The organism is Defluviitalea phaphyphila, assembly GCF_001466305.1.
Classification (GTDB): domain Bacteria; phylum Bacillota; class Clostridia; order Lachnospirales; family Defluviitaleaceae; genus Defluviitalea_A; species Defluviitalea_A phaphyphila.
In genome coordinates this window covers 1-13,001 of the sequence record NZ_JWID01000016.1, presented here as the reverse complement: position 1 = coordinate 13,001, position 13,001 = coordinate 1, and the positions used below count along the sequence as shown (strand labels likewise).

12 protein-coding genes and 1 other RNA gene are annotated in these 13,001 nt (G+C 26.6%); 12 read left to right on the top strand and 1 reads right to left on the bottom strand.

The genetic code is table 11. The features are described 5' to 3' along the window. The first annotated feature begins 23 nt into the window (after positions 1-23). Positions 24-533, top strand: a complete 510-nt coding sequence (locus OM90_RS09485) for a flavin reductase family protein (protein ID WP_058486646.1) — start codon at positions 24-26, stop codon at positions 531-533. Positions 534-563: 30 nt separating this feature from the next. Further along, a complete protein-coding gene (locus tag OM90_RS09480; RefSeq protein WP_058486645.1) occupies positions 564-1,061 on the top strand; it encodes an SEC-C metal-binding domain-containing protein in 498 nt (165 codons plus the stop codon). A 26-nt stretch (positions 1,062-1,087) separates the two neighbouring features. Here OM90_RS09480 and fba read toward each other — a convergent pair whose 3' ends face one another. Further along, the gene (gene fba, locus OM90_RS09475; RefSeq protein ID WP_058486644.1) at positions 1,088-2,029 is read right to left on the bottom strand and encodes a class II fructose-1,6-bisphosphate aldolase; all 942 of its coding nucleotides are present in this window, start codon (positions 2,027-2,029) and stop codon (positions 1,088-1,090) included. 329 nt (positions 2,030-2,358) lie between these two features. Here fba and lspA point away from each other — a divergent pair, with 329 nt between their 5' ends. The 10 genes from lspA (at position 2,359) to OM90_RS09430 (ending at position 12,719) form a co-directional block, all read left to right on the top strand. Further along, on the top strand, positions 2,359-2,811 hold the full coding sequence (gene lspA, locus OM90_RS09470; RefSeq protein ID WP_058486643.1) for a signal peptidase II: 453 nt from the start codon (positions 2,359-2,361) through the stop codon (positions 2,809-2,811). Between the two features lie 21 nt (positions 2,812-2,832). Then, positions 2,833-3,912: an HD-GYP domain-containing protein gene (locus OM90_RS09465; protein ID WP_058486642.1), complete on the top strand. Its 1,080-nt coding sequence runs from the start codon at positions 2,833-2,835 to the stop codon at positions 3,910-3,912. A 90-nt stretch (positions 3,913-4,002) separates the two neighbouring features. Continuing rightward, positions 4,003-4,197, top strand: a non-coding RNA gene (ssrS, locus tag OM90_RS12295) — 6S RNA. A 147-nt stretch (positions 4,198-4,344) separates the two neighbouring features. Beyond that, on the top strand, positions 4,345-6,852 hold the full coding sequence (locus tag OM90_RS09460) for a SpoIID/LytB domain-containing protein (protein WP_058486641.1): 2,508 nt from the start codon (positions 4,345-4,347) through the stop codon (positions 6,850-6,852). Positions 6,853-6,956: 104 nt separating this feature from the next. After that, a complete protein-coding gene (locus tag OM90_RS12290) occupies positions 6,957-7,484 on the top strand; it encodes a winged helix-turn-helix transcriptional regulator (RefSeq protein ID WP_064505525.1) in 528 nt (175 codons plus the stop codon). 44 nt (positions 7,485-7,528) lie between these two features. Continuing rightward, entirely contained in the window at positions 7,529-8,644 is a 1,116-nt protein-coding gene (locus OM90_RS09450; protein WP_058486640.1) for a DegT/DnrJ/EryC1/StrS family aminotransferase, read from the top strand. 20 nt (positions 8,645-8,664) lie between these two features. Then, positions 8,665-9,264, top strand: a complete 600-nt coding sequence (locus OM90_RS09445) for a sugar transferase (protein ID WP_058486639.1) — start codon at positions 8,665-8,667, stop codon at positions 9,262-9,264. Beyond that, complete coding sequence (locus OM90_RS09440) at positions 9,261-9,905, top strand: NeuD/PglB/VioB family sugar acetyltransferase (protein ID WP_058486638.1); 645 nt, start codon at positions 9,261-9,263, stop codon at positions 9,903-9,905. Before OM90_RS09445 ends, OM90_RS09440 begins: the two co-directional genes overlap by 4 nt. A 16-nt stretch (positions 9,906-9,921) precedes the next feature. Next, positions 9,922-10,443 carry a VanZ family protein gene (locus OM90_RS09435; protein ID WP_058486637.1) on the top strand — a complete coding sequence of 174 codons (522 nt, stop codon included), beginning with the start codon at positions 9,922-9,924 and terminating at the stop codon, positions 10,441-10,443. Between the two features lie 131 nt (positions 10,444-10,574). Then, on the top strand, positions 10,575-12,719 hold the full coding sequence (locus OM90_RS09430; RefSeq protein ID WP_058486636.1) for a methyl-accepting chemotaxis protein: 2,145 nt from the start codon (positions 10,575-10,577) through the stop codon (positions 12,717-12,719). Positions 12,720-13,001 lie beyond the last annotated feature (282 nt).

The following is a 13,001-nucleotide window of genomic DNA, read 5'->3' as shown; positions in this document are numbered from 1 at the left end:
AATAAATATAGGGAGGAATAAATATGTTTAAAGATATAAATTATGATGAATATGCTAAAGAAGTAAATCAACAACTTCCTAAAGGGGCATTTTTAACTGTGAAGAATAAAGAAAAAAGTAATACTATGACTATTGGATGGGGAAGTATTGGTCTTATTTGGGGGAAACCTATTTTTATAGCTATGGTACGTTATTCAAGGCACACTTATGATTTAATTAAAGAAAGTAAAGAATTTACTATAAGTGTTCCTTTGAAAGGCCAATTAAAAAAAGAGTTAGGATTTTGTGGTTCTAAATCAGGAAGAGATATGGATAAGTTTAAAGAGTGTGGTCTTACACCAATTAAAGGGAAAGTTTTAGAAACTCCTATAATTGATGGATGTGATTTATACTATGAATGCAAAGTTGTATATAATCAAGCAATAGACCCTAGTTTATTGGATAAAAATATTGACGAAAAATGGTATTCCAATCATGATTATCATGTGATATACTATGGAGAGATTCTAGCATCTTACATAAAAGATGAATAACTTTTAAGTTATAGAAAAGGAGTTAAAAAAATGAGTTTATATCAACAATGGGAAGAACTAATAAAGTCGAAGAAAAAGAAACCAGATTATGCTAAGTTTATACAAGATTATCTTCAAAGAGAAAAAGAAATATATGAAGAAATTTTAGAAAATTATCCACAGATAGTAAAAGGAACTTGTGAAGAATTAGCTAAAAAATATAATATGTCTAATTTAGAATTTGTAGGTTTTTTAGATGGTATAAATACTAGCTTAAAAGATGAATTAGATTTAGATGAAATAAAAGAAGATACTAATATAACTTTAGATATAGATTATGCCAAATTATATTGGAATATGGTAGATGCTCAAGCCAAATGGTTATACGAAATTTCAGCATGGGATAAAATACTTACTAAAGAACAAAGAAAGCAAATTAGAAATGATATAAATAAATCTAAAACAGTAGTAAAACCTAAAAAAATAGGAAGAAATGAACCTTGTCCTTGTGGAAGTGGATTAAAGTATAAAAAATGTTGTGGAAAATAAAAAATACCCCAAAAAGGGGGTATTTTTTATGCATTGTCAGAACCTAAAACGTATTTAATTTTATTTTCAACTAATTTTTCAATTCTTTCTCTTGCGACACCAAGATATTTTCTAGGATCAAATTCAGAAGGTTTTTCTCCAAATACTTCACGAACAGCAGCAGTCATAGCAAGTCTTATATCTGTATCCATATTAATTTTACATACAGCCATAGAAGCTGCTTTTCTTAACATTTCGTTAGGAACTCCTGCAGCACCTTCTATTTTACCACCATACTTGTTACAAGTTGCAACAGCGTCAGGATCAACAGAAGAAGCACCATGAAGAACTATTGGAAAGTTATGAAATCCTGCAGCTTCTAATTTGTTAGTAATAGTTTCTAAACGTTCAAAGTCTAATTTAGCTTCTCCTTTAAATTTATAAGCTCCGTGGCTTGTTCCTATAGCTACTGCTAAAGAATCCACTCCAGTTCTTTTTACAAAATCAACAGCTTGGTCAGGGTCAGTATATGTAGCGTCAGCGGTAGATACTTTTACATCATCTTCCACTCCTGCAAGTTTTCCAAGTTCAGCTTCAACTACAACTCCTCTAGCATGAGCATAATCTACAACTTCTTTTGTTTTTGCAACATTAGTTTCATAATCATAATGAGAACCATCAAACATAACAGAAGTAAAACCTACATCAATTACTTCTTTTACTGTTTCAAGGTCAGGACCGTGGTCTAAGTGAAGAGCAATGTCAATCCCAGTTTCTTCAATAGCAGCTTCCACCATTCTTTTTAAATATCCAGGACCAGCATATTTTAAAGCACTTTTTGATACTTGAAGAATTACGGGAGAATTTAATCTTGCAGCAGCACGGGTAATTGCTTGTACAATTTCCATATTATTAATATTAAAAGCCCCAATTGCATACTTTCCTTTAAAAGCCTTATCAAACATTTCTTTTGTTGTTACTAATGCCATTTCAATTCCACCTTTCTTTGTTGTATGTTTCTTAATTATTATAATAGCTAATAATACATATTACAATATAATATACCAAATTAAAAAAGTATATTATATATATATTATACCATTAATATTATAATATTTATTAAAAGAATAGAATTTTATAAAATAATTTTCAAATTTAAAAGGGTATCTTGAACAAATTAAAAAAGAAGATTAGAATAAAAAATATTATAAAGAATTTTATTATTTTTAAAAGATAGATTATTGATAAGAAAAAGAATAAAATAAGAATTAGAATATTTATATATTCAAAATAAGTAAAATAAAGGAAGGAGAAAACAATGATTTTTTTTATAATGATTATAAGTATTGTTATATTTGATCAATGGACAAAAAATATAGCATTAAATAAGTTAAAGGATGGCGTTTCACATACTATATGGAATAACAAATTGAAATTAACTTTATATAAAAATAAAGGGGTTGCTTTAAATTTTTTTAAAAAATATCCGAAATTTATAAAAAGAGTAGTAATTTTGATTATTTTAATACTTGTATTTTTTATGATTAAAATAGTCAATAAAAAAAATCTTATATTTGAAAAAATAGGTCTAGGATTTATTATAGGAGGGGGAATAGGTAATCTTATTGATAGAATAAAAAAAGGGTATGTTGTTGATTTTTTTAAGTTTAATTTTAAAAAATGTCCCATTTTTAATTTTGCAGATCTTTTTATTATATTAGGTTCAATCATCATACAAGTTTTATTAATTAGAAAGGATACAATTAATTAAAGGATTATTAGGAGGGATATTATGGCAGAAAAACTCTCACAAATTGTATCTATTGTAGATTTAAAACCTGGTATGATTTTAGCAGAGGATGTATTTAATTCTGTAGGATTAAGGCTTCTTACTAAGGGAACAAAATTAAATGAAAGAAATATTAAAAAGCTTAATATGTATGATATAGATTATGTTTTAATTGATGAAAATATTTCAATTAAATATAAACAACAAGAAGAAATTAAAAGCAAGAGTATAAAAAAAATGGAAGAGTTTAGACGTTTTAAAAAATTATATGATAATGGTGTAGATACATTAAAAGATTATATAAATGATATCGGAGAAGGTAAAAATATAAAAATATCAAAGTTATTTTCCATAAGTAAAGGGATAATATCTACTGCAAAAACTAAAAGAGATGTATTTGCTTTTCTTTATAATTTAAAAGATAATGACGATTATACATATAATCATTCAATAAATGTTTCTTTACTTTGTAATATATTTGGACAATGGCTTAATTTTACTGAAGAAGATATTGAAAAATTAACAGTGGCAGGATTGTTACATGATATTGGGAAAACAAAGATTAGTCCAGAAATATTAAATAAGCCAGGAAAATTAAATAAAAAGGAATTTGAAGAAATAAAAAAACATTCAATTTATGGTTTTAGAATGTTGGAAGATATTGATATTGATAAAAAAATAAAATTGGCTGTTCTAATGCATCATGAAAAAGAGGATGGTTCGGGATATCCTTTAGGAATAAAGTCACAACAGATTGAAGATTTTGCTAAAATTGTTGCTATAGCAGATATTTATGATGCTATGACATCTAATAGGTCTTATAGAGAGAAGTTTTGTCCTTTTAAAGTAATTGAAACTTTTGAAATAGAATCTTATGGTAAATTAGATACTAAATTTTTACTTTCTTTTTTAAAAAATATTGCGTATAATTATTTAAATTGTTGGGTAAGATTATCTACAGGAGAAGAAGGAGAAATAGTATTCATAAATCCTCAACATCTTTCACGCCCTATTGTTAGAATTGATAATACTATGGTTGATTTAAAAGAAGAAAGTGAATTGAGTATAGAAGAAATTATTTAGAAAAATATTCATTTTATGTAATAGTTTATAATGTAATATATACTTGATTTTTTATACATATATGTTATAATGATTTACATAAGAAATGTTTATTTCCTGAAATGTTCGATAAACCTGCTATTTTGAACCTACACTATTTAAACGGGAGTCCTATATCTTAAAGCCTATGTCAGGCCTCAGTTTAATTCCCAGATTGGGCGGAGGAAGGCAGAAGCTTTAATGAGGACACCCACCTAGCCGGAGCTAGGGCGTCAAAATGCAGGGAAACGGCATTTTGGGTAATGGATTTAATAAAAGCACCTGCTTTTTAGCAGGTGTTTTTTGCGTTTTAAAATATAAGTTATTACAAAAGAATTTAATGTAAAATATTTACAATTCAATATATATGTATTAATATAAAAATATGCTTAAATAAAATAAGGAGATGAAATTATGAATAATATAAAAATGTATAAAATAATTATTATTTTTGTTATATTTATTTTAATTTTTTCTGGATGCACACAAATCATGGGAAAAAATGAAACAACTAAAGAAAATATAAATTTAAATAATAAAAATATATCCCTAGATGAAGATAATTCATCAAACATATTTCAATCTCCTAATTATGAATTAAATTATGTAGAAGCAGATATTCCTGTTTCTAGAGCATTAGCAGCTAAAATGATTGCCTTAACTTATAATGATTTATCAGATATAAAAACTATGGATAGAGAGATAGAATATAAGGATGTAAATCCTAATGATTGGTATTATGTATATGTTAATGCAGTAACTATACAAGGCTTTATGAATGGAGAAGGAGAAAATTTTAATCCTTTAGAACCTTTAACTTATTCCCAGGCACAAATTTTGTTAGAAAGAGTTGCAAAAGGGAAATATAATATAAAAATGAATCTTAAAGAAGAAGAGCAGAAAAAGTATATCTCTTATAAAGATTGGGTCAATATTTATATTCAGCTAATAAATAAGTTAAGTGAAGAAAATGGAATAGAAAAAAGTTATGGGATAAGAGAGAGAAACATTGTATTAGTGGCAACACCTGCTAATAGTACTGAATTAGATGCATGGAAATTAGGAACGGATAAAGGGATTTATGGATTTGCTGGACTTTCTATGGATTCATATATAGATAAAGAAATTAAAGTATTATTAAAGGATAATGAAATTTTTGCTTTTATTAAAGTAGAAAATGATAGTCCTATAATGACAAACATATATATAGATGATATTAATAATGATGAACTTACTATTTTTGTAGGAGGAGTACATAGAACTTATAAAATAAATTCGGATTTTAGTGATAAAAAAGGAAAAATTGCTGATATAAAGATAGGAGAAGGAGAAATTCTTTCCCTTACAAGTTATGAAGAAGCAATAACAGGAAGGATACTTTTAACTGATTCAAAAAAGATAGAAATAGAAGGAAAAGGGAATATTCCTTTAGCTGAAGATTACAAATTATATGATATATCAGGAGAAAATATTAAATGGAGTAGTTTAAGTAACCTTATTCTAGGAGAAGATATAGCTAAATTTATTTTAAAAGATAATAAAATTTGTGCAGGAATAATTGAAAAAAAACCTATTCCAAGTAAAATACGAGTAGCTCTTAATAAAACAGGTTTTTCAGGATTGATACATTCTAATGTAGAAATTACCAGTGATGAAGATTTTATAGTTAAACTAGGAGCAGAAGAACAGCTTTTTAAAGCTGGAGAAGTATTTAGTATTCAGAAGATAAATGAAAAGTTGTCAGATGAAAATCCTAGAGTAGAAATAAAAACAAAATCAGGGAATGGAAAATTAAAAGTTTTATCCATACAACGTAATGGAGAAAATCCTAAATATAGAGGTAATTTGTATATAGTTAAGTTAGAAAATGGATATAGTATTATAAATGAATTGCCTATAGAAGAATATTTATATGCGGTGATTCCTAGCGAAATGCCCACATCTTATGGATTAGAACCAGCGAAAGTACAGGCAGTTACGGCAAGAAGCTATGCTTATGTACAATTTTATTCTAATCGTTTTCATGCTTATGGTGGGAATGTAGACGATTCTGTTAAATGTCAAGTATATAATAATATTCCAGAAAATGATATATCTATTAAAGCAGTGAATGCTACACAAAATGAAGGCTTAACTTATAATGGAAATGTTATTAGTGCTAACTTTTTTTCTACTTCCTGTGGATATACGGCAAATTCAGGAGAAGTATGGGCAGATTACGTTGATAAATCATTTCCTAGTTATACACCTCCGTACATGGTTTCTAAAAAACAATTTGAAGGAGAAGATTTTGGAGATCTTACTAAAGAAGAAAATGCAGCTAAATTTTTTAAAACAACTAATATAGATAGTTATGATAAAGATTTTGGATGGTTTAGGTGGAATGTTAGTATGACTTTAGAAGAATTAAGTGCTTCTATAAATGCTAATTTAAAAGAAAGGTATGAGGCTAATCCTAAATTAATTAAGACTTTAGATGAAAATAATATATTTAGAAGTCGTTTTATTGAAAACATAGGCAATCTAAAAAAGATAGATATAGTAAAAAGAGGACAGGGTGGCAATATTATGGAAATAGTTTTAATAGGTTCTAAAGCAACTATAAAGGTATTAACAGAATATAATATTAGATTTCTTTTACAGCCTAAACAACATATAAAAGGAGAAAAACAAATAATAATTAATTTGCATAACGGAACTAAAATAGCAGATTATAATCTTATGCCTAGTGCCTTTTTTGTAGCAGAACCTAATAAAGATGATAGTGGTCAAATTATAGGATATACTTTTTATGGTGGAGGTAATGGTCATGGAGCAGGAATGAGTCAAAATGGGGTTAAGGGAATGGTAGATAAGGGATATAATTATAAAGAAATACTTAAACATTATTATAACGGAACAGAAATAAAGAAGATATATTAATTAAAGGAACGATTATAGATCGTTCCATTTTCTTTTGCATTGACAAATTCTTTAAAAATGCAGTACAATAAAATCGTTCAAAGCGTGAACAAGGAGTGTTATTAATGGAAAAAGAATTAGAAATTTTAACACAAATACAAGAAAATGGAAATATAACCCAAAGAGAGATAGCAGAAAAAACTGGTCTTTCCCTAGGAACAGTTAATTTACTCTTAAAAAAAATGATAAAAACAGGTTTAATAAAAATAGAAAAACTTAATGCTAGAACTTTAAAATACATATTAACTCCTAAAGGCATGAAGGAAAAAATGGCAAAAACATATCGATATATAGTTAATACTTATGAGACAATTACAAAAATACAAGCAGTAACAAAAGTTATTTTAGAGAAACAAAGAAATAAAGGGAAAAAAAATATATATCTGTACGGAAAAAAAGATGAAGTGTATAATATACTTTGTATGACTTTAAATGATGTTGTAAAAATTTTTGATATGAAATATAAATTTATTGATAATATAGATGTAATAAAAGGGAAAGAAGATTATATTGTATTAATATGGGATGAAAAAGATGAAGATATATTAAAAAAAATGCAAATATCTTATATTAATATATTATATATGTTATAGTAAAATAAATATAAAAATAAGAAAATATTGAGAGTGGTAATTAAATGAAAAGACAAGTTCCTTTATCAAAACCTGATATTAAAGACAAAGAAATAAAATATGTTAATGAAGTTTTACGTTCTGGAGTTTTAAGTATAGGACCTAAGATTAAAGAATTTGAAAATGCAATAGCTAATTATATAGGAGTAAAGCATGCTATTGCAGTTAATAGTGGGACAAGTGCCTTACATCTTATTATAAGGTCTTTGGGAATAAAAGAAGGGGATGAAGTAATAACTACTCCCTTTAGTTTTATTGCTTCAGCTAATTGTATATTATTTGAAAGAGCAATTCCAGTGTTTGTTGATATAGATTCTGAAACTTTAAATTTGGATATATCACAAATAGAAGAAAAGATTACAAATAAAACTAAAGCCATATTATGCGTGGATGTATTCGGACAGCCTATAAACATGGTAGAAATAAAAAAAATAGCTAAAAAGTATAATCTTTATGTTATAGAAGATTCTTGTGAGGCTTTAGGAAGTATTTATGGAGAATATAAGGCGGGAAGTTTAGGAGATGCAGCAGCTTTTGCTTTTTATCCTAATAAACAAATTACAACAGCTGAAGGAGGAGTAATAGTTACTAATAATGATAAAGTAGCAGAACTTTGTAGAAGTATGAGAAGTCAAGGGAGAGCTATTACAGGGTTATGGCTTTATCATGAGAGACTGGGATATAATTATAGGTTAAGTGAAATTCATGCTGCTTTAGGGCTAGCGCAAATGGAAAGAATTGATACTATTATTGAAAAAAGAGATAAAGTTGCTAGGTATTATAATGAAAAATTAGAACAATTTTCATGGATAAAAAGACCTGTAATAGATCCCAATGTGACAAAGATGAGTTGGTTTGTATATGTAATCAGAGTTAATAAAAATATAAGAAATAAATTAATAGATTTTTTAAGAAGAAATGGAATAGAATGCAAACCTTATTTTACACCTATTCATTTACAGCCTTTTTATAAAGAACAATTTGGCTATAAAGAAGGAGATTTTCCTAACACAGAAAAAGCAGGAGATGAATGCATAGCTATTCCTTTTTATACAAATTTAGGAAAAAAGGATATAGATTATGTAGTAGATGTTATAAAAAAATTTGAACAAACATTTTAACTCTAGTTAGAGGTGTATTTATGAGAATTTTACAGATTATTATTAAACATATATTAGATAAAATTATTGCATTTATCTTGCTTATTATAATGAGTCCTATTTTTTTGCTTATTGCTTTAGGAATAAAATTAACTTCTAAAGGACCTATATTTTTTATACAAAAAAGAGTGGGGAAAGATGGAAAAGATTTTTTTATATATAAATTTAGAACTATGGTAACAAATGCAGAAAAAATGGGGACAGGCATATATACAGAGGAAAATGACCCCAGAATTACTAGGATAGGTAAAATATTAAGAAAAACTAGTTTAGATGAATTACCTCAATTAATTAATATTATCAAAGGAGATATGAGTATAATAGGACCAAGACCAACTTTAAGATACCAAGTTGAAAAATATACTCCATATCAAATGCAAAGATTAAAAATGCGTCCAGGAGTGACTGGATTAGCTCAAGTAAATGGTAGAAATTCTTTACCATGGGCTAAAAGGATAGAATATGATGTGGAATATGTCAATAATTATTCTTTATGGTTGGATATAAAAATAATGATAAAAACTATTAAGGTTGTATTAACTGCAGAAGGAGTATATGGGAAAAGGGATGAAATGATGTGAAAAGGCTAGTAATTGTAGGAGCGGGAGGATTAGGAAAAGAAATTGTGCAATATATAAAAGATATTAATATGATAAAGCCCACTTATAAAATATTAGGTTTTATAGATAATGATGTATCAAAAAAAGATAGTTTGCTATTAGGAATACCTGTATTAGGAGATTTTAATCAAATTTTTTCATTAATAAATTCTAAAGAAAAATTATATGGATTTTGTGCTGTAGCAAATCCTAATATAAAAAGAAATTTAACAAATAAAATGGAGGAGTATGGGATAATCCCTATTAATATTATTCATCCTAATTCTTATATTTCGCCTGAAGTCAGGATAGGGAAAGGAGTGTTAATCAGTCCTTTTTGTGTTTTAACAACTAATATTACTATTGGAGATTATGTTCATATTAATCCTCAATGTGGGATAGGACATGATACAATTATTAAGGATTATACAACCCTTTATTGGAATGTTAATGTAGCAGGGAATGTGGTTGTAGAAGAAGGAGTAGAAATAGGAAGTAAAGCTTTTATAAAACAAAAATTAACAATAGGGAAAAACAGTGTAATAGGAGCAGGAGCTGTAGTTATCAATTCAGTTGAAAAAGAAATGATTGTAGGAGGAGTTCCTGCCAAAAAAATTAGATGATAAAGAAGGGACTAGTATGATACTTAGAAGAGCTATTTGGATAATAACGTTATTGTGGATGAGTGTTATTTTTTATATGTCTTCAAGACCAATAGATTTATCTAGACAGGACTCAGCGTGGGTGTTAGAAAAAATAAATATGGCTACTAAGGAAGAAGCATTGGATTTAGAAAATGTAGAGGCCATGAGTTTACAAAATTGGATACGAAAAACTGCTCATGTAATAATATTTGCAGGATTAAGCATACTTTTATATGTTTCTTTATATGGATATGTAGGAAAGTCGATTAAAACAGGATTTATCGCATGGATTTTAACAGTAATATATGCTATTACAGATGAAGTTCATCAATATTTTGTTCCAGGTAGAGGGTCTCAAATACAAGATGTTTTTAGAGATAGTAAAGGGGCATTAGTTGGATGTATAATTATGGTAGGAATATTTTTATTAATTGAAAAGATTTCTTGGTTAAATAAATTAGTAAGTAAAATTTATAATTTAGATGTAAATAAAGATAAATTAAAAAAAGAAGTTTAAAATTTGTAAAATAATAAATAAAAATTAGTTTTATTTTTGCACATTATAAAAATTTTCTCAAAATATGTAGTTTTATTGAATTTTTTGAGTTATAATAATAGTAAATAAAGTCTTTACAGGAGGGAAGGCTTATGTATAGATTTAGGAAGACATCTAAGCCTAGAAATAAATTCAGTAACAAAAAGCTCAAAATTAAATTCAATAATAAAAGTGATAAAAACAAAAAAAGAATTAAGTTTAATTTAATAAAAAATATTAGAATATTTAAAAATATGGGAATATTAGTAAGACTCATTATTACTTTTATAATATTAAGTATAGTTCCTATAACTATTATTTCCATATTCTCATATATAAATGCAGAAAATACAGTTAAAGAAAAAGTAGGTTTTTATTCTAAAAAGATGATTGAACAAGTAGTTATTAATATTAATTCAAAAATTGAGGAAATAGAAAATATATCTACAATGATAGCTTCTAATACTGAATTAATGGAAAGCATTCAAAAACAAGAATATAGTAGTGTTTTAGAAAAAATACAAACCATCGATAAAATAGAATCAAATTTATTTTCTATGATATCGTCAAATAATAATATAAAAGGAATATATATTTATAAAACTAACGGAGAAGTAATTGGAACAGGAATGGATTTTACATCAACAATGAGTGGTGGAAGTACAGAAGCGATTGAAGAAAACAGAAAACAATTTTTAGAAATGGCTAAAAATAATAAAGGAAAACCTTTATGGATTAATGGATTTAAAGATAATTATGATTATATATTTTTATTAAGACCTTTAAGAAGTCTGATAAGTTTAGAAGATGTAGGAGCTTTAGTTATTTATATTGATATTAAAGAAATAAATTCACTTTTTGAAGAGATAAATTTAGGGAATAATGCAGAAATATATTTGTTAGATGATAATAAAAATATAATAGCCCATTTAGATGATAGTAAACTAGGAACAAAATCAGATAAAAGTTATTTAAATAAATTATATGGAGAAAATTTATCAGATAATTTTACAGATTCAGGTCATGTAGTTAGTTATGGAACAATTAAAAATGGGTGGAAGATAGCAACAGAAGAACATATTTCAGGATTAATGGAAGAAATGGAAGTAGTAAAAAAATGGATAGGAGTATTAACATTTATATGTTTTCTGATATCTATTATTGTTGGAATATTGATATCTTTTAGTATTTCTAATCCATTAAAAAATATTATGAGATTAATGGGGAAAGCTGAACAAGGAGATTTAACTGTAATTTCTGATATTTCTGGAAATAATGAAATAGGGAAATTATCTTATAGTTTCAATAAAATGATAGAAAATATAAGAAATTTGATTTTAGAAACAAATAGTGTAGCAAAACAAGTGGATGAGAGTACAAATACAATAAAATATAGTTCTACACAGTCAGCTTCAGCAGCAGAAGAGGTGGCCAATGCTATAAATGAATTAGCCGAAGGTTTTAGTGAACAATTAAAACAAGCAGAAAACACTAATACATTAATGGAAAATTTAGCTAATAATATTAATGGTGTTACAAAAGAAATAGAAGATATTATTAAAATGATTGATAGGACAGAAAATATTAGGGATTATGCAGTAAATACTATGAATGAGTTAGATGAAAAAACCCAAATAGTTTCTGATGCAACTAATCAAATGAGTAAAGAAATTAAACAATTAAATGAGGAAGCTAAAGAAATAATTCAAGTAATAAAAGTTATTGAAGGAATAAGTGAGCAGACTAATCTTTTAGCTCTTAATGCAGCAATAGAAGCGGCGAGAGCAGGAGAAGCAGGTAAAGGATTTGCAGTAGTAGCAGAGGAAATTAGAAAATTAGCTATGGGAACTAAAGATGCTACAGAAATGATAGGTAATATAATATCTAATATTCAATCTAAAACAAAAAGAACAGTGGAAGTATCAGATTCATCTAATAAAACCTTTGAAGAGCAAAAAAATATAGTTGTTAAGACAGTTACTGCTTTTAATGAAATGGCAGTTTCTATGCAAGAAATTATTAAAGGAATAGAAGATATAAGTATGAAAATAAAAGATATAGAAAAGCAAAAAGAAGATTCAGTAATTGCTATAGAACATATTTCTTCTATTACTCAAGAAGCAGCAGCCTCTTTAGAGGAAATAACAGCAACAAGTGAAGAGCAAACTAGTACAGCAGAACAATTAGCTATACTTGCAAATAATTTAACAGAAGTAATTGAAAAATTAAAAACTTCTTTATCCAATTTTAAAATATAAATATTGTAAACTAAAATTTAAAGTTGGTATCATAATGATACTAACTTTTTTCTGTGAAAAAATATAATTGAATGGATGTATTATTTAACATTTTATGATAAAATGATACACATAATATAATGAAGATTGAAAGGAGCTTTAAAGGTGAGACAAAAAATATCAATAATTTTAACACTTATTATTTTATTTACAAATATTTCTAAATTGCAATATTAAATGCAACACTTATGTTTAGTAGAAATCATGCTTGATTTTAGGTGTTAAAGTATAAAATTAGCCTTA

Excerpts from the sequence above, each read along its gene's own strand:
- fba (WP_058486644.1), bottom strand. The coding sequence starts at position 2,029 with ATGGCATTAGTAACAACAAAAGAAATGTTTGATAAGGCTTTTAAAGGA.
- OM90_RS09465 (WP_058486642.1), top strand. The coding sequence starts at position 2,833 with ATGGCAGAAAAACTCTCACAAATTGTATCTATTGTAGATTTAAAACCT.
- OM90_RS09435 (WP_058486637.1), top strand. The coding sequence starts at position 9,922 with ATGATACTTAGAAGAGCTATTTGGATAATAACGTTATTGTGGATGAGT.
- OM90_RS12290 (WP_064505525.1), top strand. The coding sequence starts at position 6,957 with ATGGAAAAAGAATTAGAAATTTTAACACAAATACAAGAAAATGGAAAT.
- lspA (WP_058486643.1), top strand. The coding sequence starts at position 2,359 with ATGATTTTTTTTATAATGATTATAAGTATTGTTATATTTGATCAATGG.
- OM90_RS09480 (WP_058486645.1), top strand. The coding sequence starts at position 564 with ATGAGTTTATATCAACAATGGGAAGAACTAATAAAGTCGAAGAAAAAG.
- OM90_RS09445 (WP_058486639.1), top strand. The coding sequence starts at position 8,665 with ATGAGAATTTTACAGATTATTATTAAACATATATTAGATAAAATTATT.
- OM90_RS09450 (WP_058486640.1), top strand. The coding sequence starts at position 7,529 with ATGAAAAGACAAGTTCCTTTATCAAAACCTGATATTAAAGACAAAGAA.
- OM90_RS09460 (WP_058486641.1), top strand. The coding sequence starts at position 4,345 with ATGAATAATATAAAAATGTATAAAATAATTATTATTTTTGTTATATTT.
- OM90_RS09485 (WP_058486646.1), top strand. The coding sequence starts at position 24 with ATGTTTAAAGATATAAATTATGATGAATATGCTAAAGAAGTAAATCAA.
- OM90_RS09430 (WP_058486636.1), top strand. The coding sequence starts at position 10,575 with ATGTATAGATTTAGGAAGACATCTAAGCCTAGAAATAAATTCAGTAAC.